Annotated in this window: 17 protein-coding genes and 1 riboswitch; of the genes, 9 read left to right on the top strand and 8 right to left on the bottom strand. The window is 71.6% G+C overall.

From position 1 onward, the window contains the following. The first annotated feature begins 51 nt into the window (after positions 1–51). The gene (locus SSP29_RS05860) at positions 52–1,830 is read left to right on the top strand and encodes a GMC family oxidoreductase N-terminal domain-containing protein (RefSeq protein WP_089099365.1); all 1,779 of its coding nucleotides are present in this window, start codon (positions 52–54) and stop codon (positions 1,828–1,830) included. A 145-nt stretch (positions 1,831–1,975) separates the two neighbouring features. Here SSP29_RS05860 and SSP29_RS05855 read toward each other — a convergent pair whose 3' ends face one another. After that, complete coding sequence (locus SSP29_RS05855; RefSeq protein ID WP_089099364.1) at positions 1,976–3,016, bottom strand: LAETG motif-containing sortase-dependent surface protein; 1,041 nt, start codon at positions 3,014–3,016, stop codon at positions 1,976–1,978. A gap of 227 nt (positions 3,017–3,243) precedes the next feature. Between SSP29_RS05855 and SSP29_RS05850 the strand changes: the two genes are divergently transcribed. Beyond that, a complete protein-coding gene (locus SSP29_RS05850; protein WP_089099363.1) occupies positions 3,244–4,386 on the top strand; it encodes a lipase chaperone in 1,143 nt (380 codons plus the stop codon). 624 nt (positions 4,387–5,010) lie between these two features. Here SSP29_RS05850 and SSP29_RS05845 read toward each other — a convergent pair. Next, on the bottom strand, positions 5,011–5,292 hold the full coding sequence (locus SSP29_RS05845; RefSeq protein WP_089099362.1) for a chorismate mutase: 282 nt from the start codon (positions 5,290–5,292) through the stop codon (positions 5,011–5,013). 324 nt (positions 5,293–5,616) lie between these two features. Between SSP29_RS05845 and guaA the strand changes: the two genes are divergently transcribed. Together guaA and SSP29_RS05835 are read left to right on the top strand one after the other, a co-directional pair. After that, complete coding sequence (gene guaA, locus SSP29_RS05840; protein ID WP_089099361.1) at positions 5,617–7,197, top strand: glutamine-hydrolyzing GMP synthase; 1,581 nt, start codon at positions 5,617–5,619, stop codon at positions 7,195–7,197. A 232-nt stretch (positions 7,198–7,429) separates the two neighbouring features. Next, the gene (locus SSP29_RS05835; protein WP_089099360.1) at positions 7,430–8,224 is read left to right on the top strand and encodes a class II aldolase/adducin family protein; all 795 of its coding nucleotides are present in this window, start codon (positions 7,430–7,432) and stop codon (positions 8,222–8,224) included. Positions 8,225–8,351: 127 nt separating this feature from the next. On the opposite strand, the gene SSP29_RS05830 is transcribed toward SSP29_RS05835, so the two are convergent. After that, positions 8,352–9,239, bottom strand: a complete 888-nt coding sequence (locus SSP29_RS05830; protein WP_089099359.1) for a DUF4429 domain-containing protein — start codon at positions 9,237–9,239, stop codon at positions 8,352–8,354. Positions 9,240–9,427: 188 nt separating this feature from the next. Between SSP29_RS05830 and SSP29_RS05825 the strand changes: the two genes are divergently transcribed. Further along, positions 9,428–10,705: a hypothetical protein gene (locus tag SSP29_RS05825; RefSeq protein WP_089099358.1), complete on the top strand. Its 1,278-nt coding sequence runs from the start codon at positions 9,428–9,430 to the stop codon at positions 10,703–10,705. Positions 10,706–11,020: 315 nt separating this feature from the next. Further along, the gene (locus SSP29_RS05820; RefSeq protein WP_089099357.1) at positions 11,021–11,560 is read left to right on the top strand and encodes a DoxX family protein; all 540 of its coding nucleotides are present in this window, start codon (positions 11,021–11,023) and stop codon (positions 11,558–11,560) included. Positions 11,561–11,599: 39 nt separating this feature from the next. Here SSP29_RS05820 and SSP29_RS05815 read toward each other — a convergent pair whose 3' ends face one another. Both SSP29_RS05815 and SSP29_RS05810 read right to left on the bottom strand, forming a co-directional pair. Continuing rightward, on the bottom strand, positions 11,600–11,809 hold the full coding sequence (locus SSP29_RS05815) for a hypothetical protein (RefSeq protein ID WP_089099356.1): 210 nt from the start codon (positions 11,807–11,809) through the stop codon (positions 11,600–11,602). After that, on the bottom strand, positions 11,796–13,220 hold the full coding sequence (locus tag SSP29_RS05810; protein WP_089099355.1) for a PspC domain-containing protein: 1,425 nt from the start codon (positions 13,218–13,220) through the stop codon (positions 11,796–11,798). The genes SSP29_RS05815 and SSP29_RS05810 overlap by 14 nt, the downstream gene beginning before the upstream one ends. A 268-nt stretch (positions 13,221–13,488) precedes the next feature. Between SSP29_RS05810 and SSP29_RS05805 the strand changes: the two genes are divergently transcribed. Both SSP29_RS05805 and SSP29_RS05800 read left to right on the top strand, forming a co-directional pair. Beyond that, the gene (locus SSP29_RS05805; RefSeq protein ID WP_089099823.1) at positions 13,489–14,781 is read left to right on the top strand and encodes an ATP-binding protein; all 1,293 of its coding nucleotides are present in this window, start codon (positions 13,489–13,491) and stop codon (positions 14,779–14,781) included. Next, complete coding sequence (locus SSP29_RS05800) at positions 14,778–15,515, top strand: LuxR C-terminal-related transcriptional regulator (protein ID WP_089099354.1); 738 nt, start codon at positions 14,778–14,780, stop codon at positions 15,513–15,515. Before SSP29_RS05805 ends, SSP29_RS05800 begins: the two co-directional genes overlap by 4 nt. 68 nt (positions 15,516–15,583) lie before the next feature. Here SSP29_RS05800 and SSP29_RS05795 read toward each other — a convergent pair whose 3' ends face one another. Beyond that, the gene (locus SSP29_RS05795) at positions 15,584–16,642 is read right to left on the bottom strand and encodes a C40 family peptidase (RefSeq protein WP_089099353.1); all 1,059 of its coding nucleotides are present in this window, start codon (positions 16,640–16,642) and stop codon (positions 15,584–15,586) included. A 457-nt stretch (positions 16,643–17,099) separates the two neighbouring features. Here SSP29_RS05795 and SSP29_RS05790 point away from each other — a divergent pair, with 457 nt between their 5' ends. After that, the gene (locus tag SSP29_RS05790) at positions 17,100–17,453 is read left to right on the top strand and encodes a hypothetical protein (protein WP_089099352.1); all 354 of its coding nucleotides are present in this window, start codon (positions 17,100–17,102) and stop codon (positions 17,451–17,453) included. Between the two features lie 12 nt (positions 17,454–17,465). Here the strand turns inward: SSP29_RS05790 and SSP29_RS05785 are convergent, their stop codons facing one another. Both SSP29_RS05785 and SSP29_RS05780 read right to left on the bottom strand, forming a co-directional pair. After that, complete coding sequence (locus tag SSP29_RS05785; protein WP_089099351.1) at positions 17,466–18,434, bottom strand: tellurite resistance/C4-dicarboxylate transporter family protein; 969 nt, start codon at positions 18,432–18,434, stop codon at positions 17,466–17,468. 317 nt (positions 18,435–18,751) lie between these two features. Continuing rightward, complete coding sequence (locus SSP29_RS05780; protein ID WP_089099350.1) at positions 18,752–19,909, bottom strand: C40 family peptidase; 1,158 nt, start codon at positions 19,907–19,909, stop codon at positions 18,752–18,754. A gap of 8 nt (positions 19,910–19,917) precedes the next feature. Next, a riboswitch (cyclic di-AMP (ydaO/yuaA leader) is annotated at positions 19,918–20,077 on the bottom strand. Positions 20,078–20,388 lie beyond the last annotated feature (311 nt).

Genomic DNA, 20,388 nt, shown 5'->3' with positions numbered 1-20,388 from the left:
TGCGCGATCAACCACACACGGCCCGCACGCGAAACTCAACGAGGAGCACCCGTGCCCCAGGACACCTACGACTACGACGTCATAGTCGTCGGATCAGGATTCGGCGGATCGGTAACCGCCCTGCGCCTGACAGAAAAGGGCTACACCGTAGGCGTCCTGGAAGCCGGCCGCCGCTTCACCCGAGAAGCCCTCCCCAAGAACTCCTGGGACATCAAGAACTACCTCTGGGCCCCGCAGCTCGGCTGCTACGGCATCCAGCGCATCCACCTCCTCGGCAACGTCATGGTGCTGGCCGGCGCGGGCGTCGGCGGCGGCTCGCTCAACTACGCCAACACCCTCTACGTCCCGCCGAAGCCCTTCTTCGACGACCCCCAGTGGCGTGACATCACGGACTGGCAGGACGAGCTGAAGCCGTACTACGACCAGGCGCAGCGCATGCTCGGCGTACGGCTCAACCCGACGATGACCCCGTCCGACGTGCACCTGAAGGCGGCGGCGCAACGCATGGGCGTCGGCGACACCTTCCACCTCGCCCCGGTCGGCGTCTTCTTCGGCGACGGCAAGGACGCCGACGGCGAGGCGAAGGCGGCCCCCGGCGACCAGGTCACCGACCCCTACTTCGGCGGCGCGGGCCCCGCCCGCAACGCCTGCACCGAGTGCGGCGAGTGCATGACCGGCTGCCGGCACGGCGCGAAGAACACCCTCAACGAGAACTACCTCCACCTCGCCGAGCAGGCGGGCGCGGTGGTGCACCCGATGACGACGGTCGTCTCCGTCACCGACGACTCGCAGGGCGGCTACGCCGTCGCGACCCTGCCCACGGACGACCGGAAGAAGGCCGAGGGCCGTGTCCTCAAGGCCCGCCGGGTCGTCATCGCCGCCGGCACCTACGGCACCCAGACCCTTCTGCACCGCATGAAGGCCGGCGGTCAACTGCCGTACCTCTCCGACCGTCTGGGTGACCTCACCCGCACCAACTCCGAGGCCCTGGTCGGCGCCCAGACCGACAACCGCCGCTACCGCAAGGCACACGGCACGCCCAAGGCCGACTTCACCCGGGGCGTCGCGATCACGTCCTCCGTCCACCCGGACGAGAACACGCACATCGAGCCGGTCCGCTACGGCAAGGGCTCCAACGCGATGGGCGGCCTGTCGATCCTCCAGGTCCCGTACGCGGAGGGCTCCTCCCGCGTCCTCGGCTGGCTGGCGAACGCGGCCCGCCACCCCCTCCTGGTGCTGCGCTCGCTCTCCAACCGGCGCTGGTCGGAGCGGACCATCATCGGCCTGGTCATGCAGTCGCTGGACAACTCCCTGACGACGTACCTGAAACCGGACGGCGTCGGCAAGGGCCTGCTCACCGCTCGGCAGGGCCACGGCGCCCCCAACCCCAAGCAGATCAAGGCAGCTTCGGAGGCGGCCACCGTGCTCGCCGAGGAGATCAACGGCTTCGCCGGCAGCAACGTCGGCGAGCTGATGGGCACCCCGCTCACCGCCCACTTCCTCGGCGGCTGCCCCATCGGCGACTCGCGCGAGACCGGGGTCATCGACCCGTACCACCGGCTCTACGGCCACCCGGGCATCTCGGTCGTGGACGGCGCCGCGGTCTCGGCGAACCTCGGTGTGAACCCGTCCCTCACCATCACGGCGCAGGCCGAGCGCGCGATGTCGTACTGGCCCAACAAGGGCGAGACGGACCCGCGGCCGCGGCAGGGCGAGCCGTACGAACGCCTCCGGCCGGTCGAGCCGCTCCGTCCGGCGGTCCCGGCCGAGGCCTTCGGCGCGCTGCGGCTGCCGTTCCTCGGGATTCCGGCCGTACCGCCGAAGAAGTAGGCCCGAGAAGCAGGCCGACAAGGTAAGCCGAAGAAGTGGCCGGACACCGAAGAGGGACCTGTGCCCCCCTCCGAGCCCAGGTCCCTCTTCGATCGGTGCGCGACCGCCGCCTTACGACGGTTCGCGCGACCTTGCTCTGTGCGGCTCAGGCGTCCGTGCCCGTGCCTGCCTTCCGCCGCCGTACCAGGACCACCGCGCCGGCGCCGACCACGACGGCGACCCCGCCGACCAGGCCGATGACCGGGAGCGCCGAGCTGGAGCCGGTGTCGGCGAGGTTGCCGGTGGGCAGGTCGGAGACGTTGCCCTGCGGCTTCTTCACGGAGTCCTTGCCGCCGTCGTCGCTCGGCGTGGCCGTACCCGGGTCCGGGTTGGACGAGCCGGCCTTGAGGACCGTGAAGTCGTACTGGGCCCAGCCCTCGGCGATGCAGTCCTGGCCGTCGACCTTGTCGAGGTAGGCGCCGGAGCCGAAGGAGTAGGCGTCACCGGCGGGCGCCTTGGCGTCGATGGAGACCCGCAGGTCGACCGACTTGCTCGCGCCGGACTTCAGCTTCGGCACGTAGAAGAAGTAGTCGCCGGCCCAGTCGTCGCTGCCGATCCGGTCCCAGGAACCGGTGTCGGGGTTCTTGAACTCCAGGTCGACGTACGGGCTGAGGTACTTCGACTCGTCGAGCTCGTAGTTCTCGATCTCGGCGTAGAAGGCGACGCCCTCGACATCCGTCTTGGACTCGTTCGTCACGACCAGCTCGAAGCCGTGGAAGCCGTCGCCCGCGACGATCTTGCCGGGCAGGCCCTTGATGTCGGCGGACACCTTGGCGTCGCCGAAGTTCTCGTCGAGGTCCTCGCAGTACGGCACGTCCGGGTCGGACGGGTCCTCGCTGGGCTCGGCCGACTCGGACGGCTCGGCAGAGGAGGACGCCGATGCCGACGCCGATGCGCCGGTGCTCGCGCTGTCGCTGGGCGAGGCGGAGGCCGGCGCGGACTCGGACGCCGACGCGCTGTCGCTCGGCGCGACGGAGTCGGACGGCGAGGCCGAGGCCGTGTCGCTCGGTATCTCGCTCGGTGCGCTCTCCGACGTCTCCGACGCCGACGGCGACTCGTCCGCGAACGCGGCCGGCGCGGACAGCAGGGCGACCGGCGCGATGACGGCCGTGACGGCCGCCGCGGCCATGACCCGGCGAAGCTTCATGAGGACCCCCGTGCATCAGCTGCGGTGGATGGATGTCACCGCTGGTTCCGCTGATGTGACCGGCAAGTCGTGTGAATGGTTGCCTCCACATTCACACATCTCCATGTGGCGTAGGTCACTCGATCTCGGGGGCGCCGCCGCTCGATACCAATTGCCGGGCATGGCATGGACACAGCCGATTCCAAGGCTATTCTCGCCCCCGTCGAACGGCCGAGCGAGAGAGTGTCATGTCTGACAGACGGTCCGAAGAATCGTCGGGGGACGAGCCGTCGTCCTCCTCCATATCCGACGAGGTGTGGGAGCAGTTCCTCCAGGACACCGAACGGGACATCCGCAAGTCCGCCCCCAAGGAGCCCTCCGCACGTGCCCGCGAGGTGACCGAGCGGCTCAAGGGGCGCAAGGGGGAGCCCGAGGGGTGGCGGACCGGGCCCGCCTGGCAGGAGATGAACGGGCGGGCCGCCCGCCGCCGCAGAGCATGGGCGGTCATCGGCGTTCCGCTGGCGATCGCCGTGGCCGTCGTGGCGATGCGGCCCTCCCTGATCCCCGGCGATCCCTTCGGCTCGACCGCCGGCACGGACACCGCCACCACGCCCCTGCCCGCCGAGACCACCACGCCGACCGCCGCGCCCTCCGCGGCCGCCCCCGGCACACCCACGCTCGCCCGTCCGTTCGCCGGTTCCCCGGCGCTGCGCTGGGCCGACGGCGCGGCCGGCATCGTGCTGCCGAAGGCCACCGCGCTCGGCGCCATCCCGAAGGACCGCGTCGAACTGGCCCTCCAGCAGACCAGGAAGCTGCTGGTCGACGCCAACCTCAGCCCCGACGTGGTGGCCGGCGGCCGTCCCGGGGCCGCCCTCTCGGTGCTCGACCCCAAGCAGCCCGACGTGCTCGACAACCTCGAGACCTCGCTGCGCAGCCCGAGCAAGACCCACGACCCGCTGTTCCTCTTCAGCCGCTTCGACCCGAAGGACGTGAAGCAGGCCGGGAAGGTCGTCAAGGTGCGCGGCCGGATCACCTTCGCGAAGGGCAAGTTCGGGGGCGTGGCCGTGCACGCCGACTACACCTTCGTCTACCCGGTCGTCCGCGCCGGCGGTTCCACCGAGGTCACCCGCACGATCGTGCGCCGCGTGATCGACGCCGAACTCCCCGACCCCACGCGGTACCAGGTCACTCCCGGCCGGCTGACCCTCCTGCGCTACGACGAGGACGCCGGCAACTCGGCCTGCGACATCAACGACGGCTATCTGCACCCGCAGTTCCCGTCCCAGGCCCCGACCGGCAGCGCCGCCCCGAGCGGCCCGTCCATCGACCCGTACGACCGCAGCCGCGACATCGGCAAGCAGGAGGCCTGCGGCACGGTCAGCCGTACGTAACTTTCTGCGACTTTCTGCGGCTTTGTGTGCAGACAGGCGAAGGGCCCCGCGGGTCGGAGCCGCGGGGCCCTTCTTTCGTCAGCACCGACGTCAGGGCAGCGTCGGTGCCTGGAAGCGGCGCCGGGGGGTTGCGCCGCTGGTCTCTGCGCCCTGTACCACCGTCCGAGCCTCGGGTCGGCGCCCCGGCGCGCTCGGGGCGTACGGCAGGTCTCGACCTTCGACGGACGGTCGGCACACGGCAATTCCGTTGCCTGAACTGGGACTTGGGAACTCCGAAGACCCTTGCGGGCCTTCTACGCATCGTGCTGGATGTACGCGGCCTCCGCAACCGTTTGACCCAGCCCTTGTGCATTTTTGCAATTTTCCGCCGGTCGGCCCCGGGCGTCCCCGGAGCCGGCCGTCTCTTGGGTGACCGGGCTGCTGTCCCCTGCCGTCCGGTCACTTGACTGGAGCGAGGTCCCACGACGCACGGCACGTTCCGTACGCCTCATCGCCCCAGCGAAGCCACGCGTGGTTCTTTCGGGCCCGCCCCTGGCTGACACGGACACCCCACCAACGAAGCGGTTCGCGGGCCGGTCACGCGCCGTACGGGTGAGAAGGACCCCGAACTCAGATCCGCCCGACTCAGATGCGACCCCGGCACAGCTCCAGGAGCGTCATGGCGAGGGCGGTGCCGGGCTTGCCGAGCGCCGTGCTGTAGTGGCCGAGGATCTCCATCTCCCGGGAGAGGTTCACCCGGCGGCCGCCGGAGGTGATCCGTGCCTCCTGGACAACGGCGGAGACGGCCATCCGTTCCTGGATCAGGCCGATGATCCGGTCGTCGAGCGCGTCGATGCGCTCCCGCGCACCGCTGATCACCTCGGCGGCCTCGGGGGTACGGGCACCGGTCACGTCGATCGCGTTCATGGGGGCTCCTCGTCGGAAGGGGTGCGGCGCCCCGAAGCGACAGGATCCGGAGAAACACCAGGCGCCCCGGACCTTGTCGGCCCGGGGCGCCTGGGGAAGTCGCTTGTCAGTAGCTCAAGCAGCACGACCATGGCAGCCGGTGGGCCGGTTGCCATAGGTAAAGAGGAAGGTCGTCTGGGTGAGCATGGGGGCGAGTATGCCACAGAACCGTCCCGGCGGACCGGGGGTCCGGGGGCGGAGCTCCCGGCGTACGGCGAGGTGCCCGACAGCCGCAACGTTAGAATCGGTGACACAGACCCCCGCCCGACCGCCGGAAGGCACCCCGTGTCATCAGCGACTCCCGCTGCCGCCGCTCCCGACACCGTCCTGGTCGTCGACTTCGGCGCGCAGTACGCCCAGCTCATCGCCCGCCGCGTCCGCGAGGCCCGGGTCTACAGCGAGATCGTGCCCAGCACCATGCCGGTCGCCGAGATGCTCGCCAAGAACCCGGCGGCGATCATCCTCTCCGGCGGCCCCTCGTCCGTGTACGAGGAGGGCGCCCCCCGCCTGGACCGCGAGCTCTTCGAGGCCGGCGTCCCCGTCTTCGGCATGTGCTACGGCTTCCAGCTGATGGCGCAGGTCCTCGGCGGCACCGTCGACAACACCGGCGCCCGCGAGTACGGCCGTACCGACCTGCACGTCTCCAAGACGGCCTCCACCCTGTTCGAGGGCACCCCCGCCGAGCAGCACGTGTGGATGTCGCACGGCGACGCCTGCTCCGCCGCCCCCGAGGGCTTCACCGTCAGCGCGTCCACGGACGTCGTCCCGGTCGCCGCCTTCGAGAACGACGAGAAGAAGCTCTACGGCGTCCAGTACCACCCCGAGGTCATGCACTCCACGCACGGCCAGCAGGTCCTGGAGCACTTCCTCTACCGGGGCGCGGGCCTGAAGCCCACCTGGACCACCGGCAACGTCATCGACGAGCAGGTCGCCGCGATCCGCGAGCTGGTCGGCGACAAGCGCGCCATCTGCGGCCTGTCCGGCGGCGTCGACTCCGCGGTGGCCGCGGCCCTCGTCCAGAAGGCCATCGGCTCCCAGCTGACCTGCGTGTACGTCGACCACGGCCTGATGCGCAAGGGCGAGACCGAGCAGGTCGAGAAGGACTTCGTGGCCGCGACCGGCGTCCAGCTGAAGGTCGTCGACGCGGAGGCCCGCTTCCTCGACGCCCTCGCCGGCGTCTCCGACCCGGAGCAGAAGCGGAAGATCATCGGCCGCGAGTTCATCCGGGTCTTCGAGCAGGCCCAGGCCGAGATCATCGCCGACGCCGGCCCGGCCGTGGAGTTCCTGGTCCAGGGCACCCTCTACCCGGACGTCGTGGAGTCCGGCGGCGGCACCGGCACCGCGAACATCAAGTCGCACCACAACGTCGGCGGCCTGCCGGAAGACCTTGAGTTCAAGCTGATCGAGCCGCTCCGCAAGCTGTTCAAGGACGAGGTCCGGATGGTCGGCCAGGAGCTCGGCCTGCCGGAGGAGATCGTCCAGCGCCAGCCGTTCCCGGGTCCGGGTCTCGGCATCCGGATCGTCGGCGAGGTCACCAAGGAGCGCCTGGACCTGCTCCGCGAGGCCGACGCGATCGCCCGCGAGGAGCTGACCGCGGCCGGCCTCGACCGCGACATCTGGCAGTGCCCGGTGGTCCTGCTCGCGGACGTCCGCAGCGTCGGCGTCCAGGGCGACGGCCGCACCTACGGCCACCCGATCGTCCTGCGCCCGGTCTCCTCCGAGGACGCCATGACGGCCGACTGGTCCCGCCTGCCGTACGAGGCCCTCGCGAAGATCTCCACCCGGATCACCAACGAGGTCCGGGACGTCAACCGGGTCGTCCTCGACGTCACCTCGAAGCCGCCGGGCACCATCGAGTGGGAGTAGTCCCGGGCGCGTCCGATCGCGCCCGGTGCGGAAGAAGAAGCTGAGGAAGAGATGGCACGGCTCCGGCGGTGCCGCCTCTTCGACGTGTGCCGTACGGGCCACTGAGCCGTCGAATCCCGACATCTTCTGTCGCGATCTGCTCGCGCGCGTCATCTTTACAGAACAGCTCTGTTTTCCTGCACTGACCGGCGGTAACTTCCGGCCGTAACACAAACCCAGTGCTGGAGGACCTATGCACGGGCCGACCCCGCCCCTTCCGCTGCCCACCGACCAGCTTCAGTTCGCGATGCCGCCGATGTACGACTCGCTCGACGACGAGCGCCGGCATCGCAAGGAGCGGCTCGCCGGCGCGCTGCGGATCTTCGGCCGGGCCGGACTGGAGGACGGGGTGTCGGGGCACATCACCACCCGCGACCCCGAATACTCGAACTGCTTCTGGGTCAACCCGTTCGGCATGCCGTTCAAGCACGTCACCGTCGGCGACCTGGTCCTGGCCAACCAGGACGGCCAGGTGATCGAGGGCCGCTACCACGTCAACCAGGCCGCCTTCACCGTCCACGTCCAGGTGCACGCGGCCCGCCCGGACGTCGTCGCCGTCGCTCACTGCCACTCCGTGCACGGCCGCGCCCTGTCCGCCCTCGGTGACCTGCTCGACCCGATCAGCCAGGAGAGCTGCGCCTTCTACGAGGACCACGCCCTCTACGACTCCTACACCGGCGTCGCCGTCGACGCCGAGGAGGGCAGCCGCATCGCCGCCGCCCTCGGCTCCCGCAAGGCGCTGGTGCTGCGCAACCACGGGCTGCTGACCGTCGGCGACTCGGTGGACGCGGCCGCCTGGTGGTTCCTCTCCATGGAGCGGTCCGCGCAGGTCCAGCTGACCGCGAAGGCGGCCGGCCGCCCGCTGCTCATCGACCACAAGCTCGCCGTCGCCACCCGGGAACAGCTCGGCGGCGACCTGGTGGCCTGGATCAACTACCAGCCCCTGTGGCAGGACATCAGCCGCAGCGAACCGGACCTGCTCAGCTAGGCGCTCCGCTGGAAGGGCCGCGATCTGTTCGTCTGCGGCGCCGTCGTGGCTGGTCGCGCAGTTCCTCCCCCAGCCTTCGGCTGGGGTACCCCCGGCGCCCCTTACGGGGCGCTGTCGAACCGCCGGCTCAGAAGCTCCGCAGCACCGCTGCCTTCGTCAGCGCGAACTCCTCGTCCGTGAGCACCCCGTCCCGGTGCAGTTCGCCCAGCTCCCGGAGCCGGCGCAGCAGGACGTCGTGGTGGTCGGCCGGCCGGCGCGGCACCGGCACCGCGGGCCGGTCCCGGTCGGTGTACTCCGTGCCCGGCCGGGTCGACGGATGCGGCAGCCGGGCCGTGACCGCCGCCGCGACCAGCGCCGTCAGCAGGTCGCGGCGGACGCTGCCCCACAGGTCGAGGGCGTACGGGTCGCGCTCGGCCGGCAGCTTCGAGAACACCGTCTCCCGGGTCACGAACCGCAGGAAGCCGTCCTCGTGACCGGAGTTGGGCAGCCACTCCACCTGCACCAGATCGCCGACGCCGATGATCCGGGGCCCGGTGGCCCGCTTGACCCGGTCGGAGGTGTCGGCCCAGTCGACGCGCACCTGCGTACCGTCGAACGACACCGTGCCGTCCGACGACCGCACCGACACCGGCACCGGCGGCCCCGGCAGCAGATACGTCTTCGTCGGCTCCTTCGGGACCTGGTCCAGCAGCAGCGACTGCCGGATCTCCGCCGCGACGTACTCGGCCACCCCGGACCGGTCCCCGTCCACCGTCAGCCGGTACGGATCTGCCGCCTCCGGCAACCGCCCGCCCGTCGCCTGCAACAACGGGTCCGCTCCCTCGCGCAGCCGCATCCTCAGCCGCCCCCGCTTGCGCTCCGGCTCGTACACCACCCCGGACACCGCTTCCAGGGGTACGGCGATCTCGCCGTAGGTCTGCCGGAACAGCGGCACGGAACGGTGGCGTCCAGGCGTGATCCGGACCGTGCTGCCGTCGAAGGCCCAGGTCCCGTCCCGCTGGATGATCTCGGCCATGGGGAAATTCTCGCAGTCGGGTCAACACGTCTGCCGTACCTTCACTCGTCGTGACCAACCTGCTGCTCGCGAATGGCGTGGCGTAGGGCACAATTCGCTCTCGACACAAGGGAGTTGCACGGCGTCGTCGGGCCCCGGGGAGGGCCCTGCGCGGCGTGCCCCGGGCGTGGGGAAGGCGGGCGTCGGGCGTGGCGGTGCAGGAGGCGAGGCAGGGCACCGGTTCGGGTGTCCACGGGGGTGGCTGCGCGTGCGGGGACTGTCCGCACGGGGCACGCGAGGGGCACCGGCGGGCGGTCGCCGAATTCCTCCTCAAACGCGACGAGTTCGCGGCCGGGCAGGGGCTGCCCGCGGCCGTGGCCCATTCGGCCTCCGCCTCCCGCCAGTGGGTGTCCGAGGAACTCACCCAGTCCGCCGAGGCGGTTGCCGAACGCGGCCGCGCCGAGGGCGAGGCCTGGCTCGCCCGCCTCTGGCTGCGCACCGCGTGCACCGTCTGGGCAGCCGTCGTGATCATGCTCCTCACCCAGTCCCTCACCGCCATCGGCGCGGGCTGGACCAGCGCCCGCACCGCCGGACTGCTCGCCGCCCTGGTCGTGGCCCTCGCTCTCACCGCCGCCTCCTGGTTCCACCGCTCTCGCGGCGGAGTGCTCGCCCCCGTCATCGGCGAGGACAACCGCATGTCCACCTCCCGCACCGTCGCCGCCTCCTGGGTCCTGTTCGTCGTGTATGCCGTCCTCGTCCTGGCCGGCCGCCTGGCCGCCGCCTCCTCTCCCGCCGAACGTGACGCCCTCATCTCCGGTCTCGACCTTGCCCGTGGCGCCGGTGCGGTGACCGTCCTCGCCGTGGTCTGCGGCATCGCGGTCCTGGTGCGCCGGGTGGTCGGCCTGCGCATCGTGGGCCAGCGTCTGCAGAAGGTGCGCGCCCACCGCCCCCGCGCCGCCGACCTGCTCACCGACGACGCCGGCCGCGGCACCTTCGCCGACATCCAGTACGTCGTCATCAGCGCCGTCGCCCTGCTCTTCGCCGCCGTACGGCTCGCCCGCCGCCCCGACCAGCTCCCCGACCTGCCCTGGGGCCTCGCGACGGTGGTCCTGATCTCCGCCGCGACCTACCTTGCCGGCAAGTACGCCGAGGGCGGCCGCCCGGTGATCCTCTCCGTCGTCCGGGCCCGCGAGGCCGGTGACCTGGACGCTCCGATCCGCACCGGCGACGACATCGAGATCCGCGGCACCGGCTTCGTCCCGCCCGGCGCCCAGACCGCCGACCGCCTCTCCCGCATGGTCGTCCGTATCGGCGCCGTCAACGTCCACGTCCCCCTGGTCCCCGTCACCGGCGGCTTCAGCAACCCCACGGACCACGTCCTCACCGTCCCGGTCCCGGCCGACGTGGAGCCCGGCTGGGTCGAGGTCCAGGTGGTGACGGCGGCCGGAGTGGCGACCAACCGGTGCGCGGTCGAGGTGACGGAGTGACCGGACCGGCCGACGAGCCGACGCCCTGTCGCGACTGAGCCGCCGACGACCCGACACCCCCCGTGAGTGGCTGAACCGCCGGGGGTGACGGATCGCCCGTCTCCGTCGTCCCCCCGTCACCTCTTCGGGCCTCCCGGACCGGAACCGGTCGAGTCCACTTCTGACCCTTCTTGCCCTCCTTTCTCCCCCTTCCCTGGTGTCTGGGTCCGGCCGAAATTCGGAAAAACGTCCGGGAGAGGGTTGAGCGGGCCGGGGTTGTCGTACGTATGGTCTGTTGAGGGGCCTGGGCACAGCGGCGAGAGGCGGCTACTGGCGATGACTCACGGCATTCGTTCGGACACGCACCCCCCGTATCTCGACGGCGACCGCGGACTGCGGGACACCGCCACCCGGTACGCCCTCCTTCCCTTGCGGATCTTCCTGGGCGTCACCTTCATCTACGCCGGCCTGGACAAGCTGACCGACAGCGCCTTCCTGAAATCCGGCGGGTCCGGGTCCATCGGCGACACCATGCGCGCGGTCCGTGACTCCGCCGCGATCCCGGCCCTGGTCGACCTGGCCCTGAAGAACCCCGTCGGCTTCGGCACCGCGATCGCCATCGGCGAGCTGGCCGTGGGCCTCGGCACCCTCTTCGGCCTCCTGGCCCGCCTGGCCGCGCTCGGCGGCGCGCTGATCTCGCTCAGCCTCTGGCTGACCATCAGCTGGGCCAACTCCCCGTACTACTACGGCAACGACCTCGCCTACCTGATGGCCTGGCTGCCCCTGGTCCTCGCCGGCGCCCCCTACCTCTCCCTGGACGCGATGCTCCGCGCCCGACGCCGACACCGCTCCGCACGGGCCTCACTGGGCCTCTAGGGCCTGTCGTTTGGATCATGCCGGCGTCCGGCTCGGCTCCTAGCTTTCCGGTGTACCGCGGCGCCTGCGTATCGCCCGGGTCAGGGCCGCGGTCACCCCTGCCAGGAAGAGGCCGGCCACCATCACCGGGATGACCGCGAACCACTCGGTGTCCCACCAGCCGCCCGCGTCTCCGGCGTAGGCGATCCCCGCCGCCGTCAGGAAGACACCGACGACCAGCCGTCCGGGCTGGAACTCATGCCGCAGCACGGGTCACCTCCACCTGTCCCGCGCCGACCTGGAGATCCAGGTCCAGCGTCCCCGCGTTCTTCGCTCCGCTCGTCGGCGGCAGCGTCACGTCCTTGTGCTTGCCCGGCTCCACGTCCACGTCCTTCTTGTCGTCCCCCGGCAACTGGATGTCGCCCACCCCCACGTCGATGCTCATCCGCACGGTCGCGTCCGTCGGCACGACGATCTTCAGCTGCCCGGCGCCCACCTCGGCCGATGTCGACACCGTCTGCCCCTCGGCGATGCGTATGTGTGTCAGGTCCAGCGTGGCCACGCCCGTCCCGAGGTCGTAGGCCGCCGACACCTCCGCCGCCGTGGCCGGGGTCCAGGACATCCGCCTCCAGTGGGTGCTGATGTCGGACGGCAGGGCCGTCGCGACCGCCAGCAGGGCCGCCGTGAGCAGTGCCAGGAACAGCGAGCCGGCCCCCGTGCGCCCCAGGAACGAGCTGAGTGCCGTCCCCAGCCCGAACACGATCAGCGCGCAGGCCAGACCGGTCTGCAGGCTGGTGCCCAGCGGGTGCGTGTCCCACGTCAGGCCCGTGCCCAGGCCGCCCGCCACCAGAGCGAACAGGAAGATCCAGCCGCCGATCCAGCGCGGTCCGCGCGGCTTCGGGGGCGGGCTCTGCCGGGCGCGGGTGTCCTGGCCGTGGACCCACGGGGTGCTCAGCCGGAAGTCGAGTCCCGGGGCGTCCCGGCCGCGGGCGTCGCCCGGGCCCCACAGATAGCCGGTACCTCCGACATGCGTGCCGTCCTTGACGATCGGGTCGCGCCACCACGAGGGGTACGAGATCTGGATCGGCGGTGCCTGGGCCTCCGGCGGGGCGTCGGCGACGGCCTGGGCGGACAGCGGGTCGGGGTCGGGGGCGCCGCGCCGCCGCGACCAGTACCCGGCACCGGCCAGCAGCAGGGAGAGGACGACGGCGAACGCCAGCACCTGGCCGTTCCCGATCATGGTCAGCAGCACCCCGCAGCCGATCAGCGCGAACAGCACGGCCGCCAGGGCCTGCCCGTCGACCCGGCCGGTCAGCAGCTTGCGGACCTCGTTCTCCTCGTCGTCCTCGTACGGCACGAAGAGCCAGGCGAAGCCGTAGAAGAGGAGGCCGATGCCGCCGGTCGCGGCCAGCACGGCCAGGGTGATGCGGAAGATCACCGGGTCCAGGTCGGTGTGGCGCCCGAGCCCCGCGCACACGCCCGCGATCATCTTGTGCCGGCGGTCGCGCCGGAACCGCGGGGAGGCCGCGTCGACGGCCTCCGCACCGGCGCCGGCGGCGCCGGCCCCCGTCGCGGCCGTCTCCGTCGCGGCGGGCGCGGCATCCGACGGCCCGGTGCCCGCAGCGGGCCGCGGGCCGGGGCCGGGTCCCGGACCCGTCGCGGCGTGCTCGTGATCAGTCATGAGTCAATGGTGACCGCCGGGCCGCCGCAGCGGCAGTCGGGATGACCCTGGCCGAACCCTGAAATCGGCCCCGAGGCCGGGCCGGGAAGCGTTCGAACGGCGCCGCGGCGACGGAGACCCGGGCCTGCGCCGCAGGAGAACCGGCAGGAGAACCGGCAGGAGGACGCGCAGGAGAACGAGGAGTCGGCGCGGGGAAACCGGAAGATCAGGGGAGTCTCGGGGGCCGACCCTGATGCTCCGCAACTCCGGGCGTGTGAACATCGATGGCATGCCGGAAGCCGCAGCAGTGCCCCTCGACGACCCGCGGCCGCCGCGCAAGCTCTACCGAAGCAGCGACGGCCGCTGGCTCGGCGGAGTGGCGCGGGGCCTCGCCGGGCATCTCGGCCTGCCCGTGGTCTGGGTGCGGCTCGTCTTCGTCGGCCTGTTCATGGCCAACGGCCTCGGCGCGCTGCTGTACGCCGCGTTCTGGTTCTTCGTACCCCTCGGCGTCGGCGGGGTCGGCGGCCAGAAGCCGCCGTCCCTGGTCGCCACCGAGACCTTGGCGGACGGCCGCCGCAGACTCGTCGCCCGCAAACCGGACCGGGGCCAGATCGTCGCCCTGCTCCTCATGGTCGTCGTGTCCATGGTGTTCGTGGGCAGTGTCAACCTGACCGGCGGCGCCAAGGCCTATCTCCTTCCCACGGTCCTGGTCGCAGCCGGTGTCGCCCTGGTCTGGCGCCAGGCGGACAACGCCCGCCGGGCCCGCTGGGTCGAGGTCGGCAGCCGGCGCCGTACGCTCACCCTGCTGCGCGCGGGCGTCGGTGTCCTGCTCGTCACCGCGGGCGTCTCGGGCGTCTTCGTCATGCAGGGCTCCGCCGCACACATCGGCGCGGTGCTCCAGGCGGCCCTCGCCGTGCTCGTCGGCATCACGCTGCTCGCCGGGCCGTATCTCGTGCGGATGACCCAGGACCTCTCCGAGGAGCGGCTGATGCGCATCCGCGCCCAGGAGCGCGCCGAGGTCGCCGCCCATGTCCACGACTCCGTGCTGCACACCCTCACCCTGATCCAGCGCAACGCGGAGAACGCGGGCGAGGTGCGCCGCCTCGCCCGTGCCCAGGAGCGCGACCTGCGCACCTGGCTCTACAAACCCGAGGGCACCGGCAAGGACGAGGCCGACGAGCCCACCACCCTCGCCGACGCGGTCCGGCGCAACGCGGCGGAGGTGGAGGACAAGCACGGCGTCCCCATCGAGGTGGTGGTGGTCGGCGACTGCCCGCTCGACGAACGGACGGGGGCGCAGATGCAGGCCGCGCGCGAGGCGATGGTCAACGCGGCCAAGTACGGTGGCGACGGCGGCGCCGTCCAGGTCTACGCCGAAGTCGAGGGCAGGACGGTCTTCGTGTCCGTCCGCGACCGTGGTCCCGGCTTCGACCTCGACTCGATACCCGCCGACCGCATGGGTGTCAGAGAATCGGTCATCGGCCGCATGGAGCGCCACGGCGGCACCGCACGGCTGCGGTCCGTGCCGGGCGGCGGCACGGAGGTCGAGCTGGAGATGGAGAGGGCGGAGAAGACGTCATGAGCGACGCGACCGAGGCGAACGGCCCGGCGAACGGCCCGGCGAACGGTCCGGCGGAAGGCGCGGACAAGGCCGGGCGTCGGGTGCGTGTGGTCCTCGTCGACGACCACCGGATGTTCCGGACGGGCGTCCAGGCCGAGATCGGCCAGACCGAGCAGACCGGCGTCGAGGTGGTCGGCGAGGCCGCCGACGTCGACCAGGCGGTCTCGGTGATCACCGCGACCCGGCCCGAGGTGGTCCTCCTCGACGTGCACCTGCCGGGCGGCGGCGGGGTCGAGGTGCTGCGCAGGTGCGCCCCGTTGATGGCGGACGCCGAGCAGCCGGTGCGCTTCCTCGCGCTGTCCGTCTCGGACGCGGCCGAGGACGTGATCGGCGTGATCCGGGGCGGTGCCCGCGGCTACGTCACCAAGACGATCACCGGCACCGACCTGGTCGACTCGATCTTCCGGGTCCAGGAGGGCGACGCCGTCTTCTCGCCACGGCTCGCGGGGTTCGTCCTGGACGCCTTCGCCTCCACCGACGCCCCGCCGGTCGACGAGGACCTCGACCGCCTCACCCAGCGCGAGCGCGAGGTCCTGCGCCTCATCGCGCGCGGCTACGCCTACAAGGAGATCGCCAAGCAGCTGTTCATCTCCGTCAAGACGGTCGAGTCCCATGTGTCGGCGGTCCTGCGGAAGCTGCAGCTGTCGAACCGGCACGAGCTGACCCGCTGGGCGACGGCGCGTCGCCTGGTCTGATGCGGGCCCCGAGGGGCCTGCGTTCACCGAGACCCGCCGGTGGCGGTGGCGGTGGCGGTGGCGGGGGCTCACACGACCCGTGTCGCCCCCGCGAACGGCATCTCGTCGATCGGGGCGATCCGCACCGGCGCCGACGGGTTGGGCGCGTGGATCATCTGGCCGTTGCCGATGTAGATGCCGACGTGGCTGATGCCGGAGTAGAAGAACACCAGGTCGCCCGGCTGGAGTTCGGAGCGGGAGACGCGGTGGCCGGCGTCGATCTGGGCATAGGTGGTGCGGGGGATGGAGACGCCGGCGGAGCGGTAGGCGGCCTGGGCGAGGCCCGAGCAGTCGAAGGCGTCGGGGCCGGTCGCGCCCCAGACGTAGGGGCTGCCGAGCTTCGAGTAGGCGTACGCGACGGCGGCCGCGGCACGGGAGTCGGGGGCGGCGACGCTGCCGGCGGTCAGGGGGGCGCGGCCGTCCGACGCCGAGCGTGAGGCGCGTCCGGTGCCGTCGTCCGCCGTGACCGCCGCCCGCTGCCCCGGCGGCAGCTGTGACAGCAGCTGCCGGGCCTCGCCGAGCTTGCCGTTGACGGCGGTCTTCTGCCGCTTCAGCTCGGCCTGCCGGGACCGCAGCGAGGTCAGCTCCACATGCGCCGTGCCGCGCAGCTGCTCGATCTCCCGCAGCTGCCGGCGCACCCGCGCCACCGCTCCGGCCTGCCGGTCGCCGACCCGCTCGGCGAGTGCCGCGTCGTCCAGGTACCGGTCGGGGTCGCTGGACAGCGCCAGCTGCCAGGCCGGATCGATGCCACCGTCGCGGTACTGCGCGGCCGCTGTCGAACCGAGCGCGTCCCGGGCGGAGTTGAGCTTCTCCTGCGCGCGGGCGGTCTCGTCCTGCAGCGACTTCAGTCGTCGCTCGGCCGTGTCGGCCTTGTCCTTCGCTCCGTCGTACTTCTGGGTGGCCGCCTCGGCCTCCTGGTACAGCTGGTCCACCTTGGCCTTCACCTGCGCCGGTGTCAGTTGCGGCTCGGCGTTTCCGATCCCTTCGAAAGCCGTCGCGGTGGCCGCGCCCGCCAGGGCGAGGGTGACGGCCGTGCGGGCCGTGTTGCCGCTGAGCGAGCGCTGTCGGGGCTTGCGGTGCGCTGCCACCTGGACTGTCCCGTCCTTTCGTACGACCGCCGTCCCGTCCGTCCGAACGCCGGGAGGGCGCCCGTACGGCCGCGGGGGAGTGCGGATTGCGCGTCCGGCGGCGGCCCGCACAGGGGGAACGGGCCGCCGCCGGACCTTCTCGGCGGAGGTGTCCGACTGCCGCCCCTGGCCCGGGCGGCGGTGGGGAGTCGGTCACCTGGGGGAGGACGCTAGGCCCGCGTGTGTCGGCTCGGTAACGCGATGCGCGGAATTGGCGTGACCGGATCGTTACCCGGTGAAATGTGACCGGGATTCCGGTCCGGAGCCGTCGGCTTCTCGGGGCGGGATGACCGAAGAGGCCGTTCCGGGGCTGACGGGGGACGCGGGGTGCTATGGGGTGCATATATGCGGTGCGGCGGGCGCCGAGGGAGGGGCCGGTGCCCGGTGCCCCGTACGGCCCTGATTAGGCTCCGGGGTCATGGGCGTACTCATCCATCTCTTTGTCGGCCTGCACATCATCGGCATCGCCGCGCTCCTCGGCGGCTTCCTCACCCAGATGAAGGCGATGGGCCAGGGCACGGCCCGGTTCGTCCCCGGGATGCTGCACGGCGCGTTCACCATGCTCGCGACCGGCGTGATCCTGGTCGGTCTCAACGAGGCCGACGACCACCACGTCAACACCATCAAGATCGGAGTGAAGCTCGCCCTGCTGATCGTGATCCTCGGGCTCGTCTACGTGAAACGGGACGACGAGAAGGTGGAGAAGGGCGTCTTCGGGCTGGTGGGGCTGCTCACGGTGGCGAACATCTTCATCGCCGTCCTGTGGACCTGATCCCCGGCGTCCTCAGCGGGTCTTCCTGAGGCCGGCACGGGCGGCCGCCGCCGCGCCGGCGGCCACCGTCAGCCAGGCCGCCACCGTGACCCACACCAGCACCCGCCCCGGCCACTTCAACCACGGGCCGCCGACGGCGGCCGCGACCGAGAGCGTCGCCGTCGCCGTCATCCCCATCGGGAACACCGTCGCCCAGCGGCGCACGTCGTAACGGAGCCGGGGCCACGCCGCCTCCGCGGCCAGCAGGACGACGTACCAGGCCAGGTCCAGGACCAGCAACGCCACCGTCACCGTGCGCAGGACACCGCGGTCGTCGTCGTTCCACAGGTACAGCCGCGCACTGTCTGCGGCCAGCAGACCCGCCCCGGCCAGCGCGGAGATCGCGAGCGCACCGCCCGCCACCCACTGGTCACCGGGCCCCTCGGCGATCTGCCGCCACTCGAACCGGGGCACGGCGAGCCCGTACATCGCCAGCCCCAGCCAGAAGAGGACCAGCGAGAGGTGGGCGAGCCACGCCGTCGTCACGGCCGCCGCCAGCGTCGCTCCCAGTACGGCCAGGCCCTGCGTGGCCACACAGGCCAGGAACACCGCGCCGGGCATCCGCGGCTTCCAGTGCCGCACGACGAGGACCAGCAGCGGCGGCCACAGCACCGCCGACAGCGCCAGCACAGCCTCGGCGAGGGTCTGCCACCCGAGCGCCGAGAACCGCGTCCCCAGCACCGTCGTCGCGGCCACGGCGGTGAGCGCGCCCGGCGTCCGCGCCTCCGCCGCCCACCGCCGGCGATCGAGCGCCAGCCGTACGACGAAGTCCGCGGCCAGCCCCGCCCACATCACGCAGGCCGGCACCAGCGTCACCCGGGACAGGGTCTCCGCCCCCGCCAGGTGCAGTCCCACCGACATGATGGCGGTGGCCATCACAGCCGCTCCGGCCGCCGGCGGACGCTGCGCCCACCAGGCGCGGAGGGGGGAAATACCGGACATGCCGCTGATGCTAGGGAGGGCCGACCGCAGCACGAACGGGCCACGCGCGCGTGCAGCCCGAAAAGCCCGCGGTCGCGGGACAGGGGCGCGAGCGCGCGCCGCTCGGGCTCGGTGAGGTGCGAGGGGGCGTGGCGAGAAGGGCGGGGGCGCGTATGGGGGGATGTGCTCGGTGGTGCTCAGAGTGCTGGGGGCGTGAGGGGAGTGGTCCGAGGCGCGTGAGGAGGGGGATGCGCGAGGTGGTGCTCGGATCGTTGGGGTGAGGGCAGGTGTGGGGGAGTGCTCGGGGGCGCCTGGAGGGGGGCGGGCATCCCCGTGGGTCAGGCCGGGCGTACCACGCTGTGGATGATCGACTCGCCGCCGTAGTAGATCGACTCCTCCCGGACGTACGCGCCGGGCTTGGGGGCGTGGATCATCATGCCGTTGCCGATGTAGATGCCTACGTGGCTGACGTCGTCGTAGAAGAAGACCAGGTCGCCGGGTCGGGCGTCGGCGAGGGAGACGGTGGTGCCGGCGTTCACCTGGTCGTAGGTGGTGCGCGGCAGGGAGACGCCCGCGGCCTTCCAGGCGGCCTGGGAGAGCCCGGAGCAGTCGTAGGAGCCGGGGCCGGTGGCGCCCCACACGTACGGCTTGCCGATCTGCGCGCGGGCGAAGGCGATGGCCTTGGCGGCCTTGGTGGCGTAGGCGGAGGAAGAACTGGAGGAGGAGCCGGAGGAGGAGCCGCTCGACGTCGAGGACGACGAGGACGACGAGGCCTCCTGGTCGGCGGCCGCGGCCTGCTGCTTCGCCAGCTCCGCCGCCTTGCGGGCCGCCGCTTCCTCCTGCTGCTTCTCGATCGCCGCCAGCCGGGCCTTCTCCGCGGCCGTCAGCTGCGACAGCAGCTCCCGCGCGGAGGCCAGCTTCGTCTGGACGGTGGTCTTCGCGGTCTTGAGGTCGTCCTGCGTCTCGGTGAGCGTTTCGAGGCTTCGGGCGGCCTCCTGACGCTTCTTCATGGTCGCGGACTGCTGTGTGACGTAGTCGTCGACCGCGTCCTTCTCGCGCGAGGTCAGCCGGCTCATCAGCTGCGTCTGGTCGAAGTAGTCCTGCGGAGTGTCCGCGAGCAGGAAGGTCGCCGTGTCGGGGGCGTCGGCCCCGGTCCGGTACTGGGCCGCGGCGAACGAACCCAGCTCCTCACGCGCTTTGTTCAGCCGGTCCGTGCGCTCGGCGACGTCGTCGAGCAGGGTGTCGACCTGCTTGCGCTGCTTGCCGGTGCGCTCCTTGGCCGCGTTGTACTTCTCGGTCGCCGACTCCGCCTGCCGGTAGAGGGCGTCGACCTTCTTCTCCACCTCCTCCAGGCTCGGCTTGCCGTCCGCGGAGGGTGCGGCCTCGGCCGTCTGGGAGAACAGGGCCACGGAGGTGAGGGCGGCGGTGGCCAGCGCGGGGGTGCGTATGCCCGCCGCGCGCGTTCCTGAGGGCCGGGACTTGCGGTGCGACGCCAACTGAGGCGACTCCTTCCAATGTTCCGCCTACCGAGTTAGCTGTCGGGTTCGGGCGGGTGGTTCGGAAGGGTTGCCCTACGGTCCGCTCCCCGGAGGGGAGTCGGAACCGATTCACCCCGGGATCGGTGTGGGTCCCCGGCTCCGGATGCGCGTCGGCGCCCCGGACTCGGCGGAGGCCGTGCGGCCCGGCGTTGTTCGCCGGTGGAGGTCGTACGGCCTGCCCGGCACGCTAACCAACTCGTGTGGCGTCTGTGAAGGTTGATGTGCGATATGCCCGATACATTTTCGTGACCTTGTTGTTGGGGCTTGTTCAGGTGGGGCTATCTGGGATGGTATGGGTGACTTGTCCGGAAGGGGGCCCGTGGTTCGCGGTGGGTGCTCGCGCGTCCGTGGTGTGCGTCGGCCTGCCGTGACGGAGTGGATCTGTCCGGTTACCCGGGCGAGTTTTCGGGGCGGCGGCCGGTTGTCGGTGGGGCGCC

The sequence above is a fragment of the Streptomyces hyaluromycini genome (assembly GCF_002217755.1).
Classification (GTDB): domain Bacteria; phylum Actinomycetota; class Actinomycetes; order Streptomycetales; family Streptomycetaceae; genus Streptomyces; species Streptomyces hyaluromycini.
This window is presented reverse-complemented; position numbering and strand designations above follow the sequence as displayed.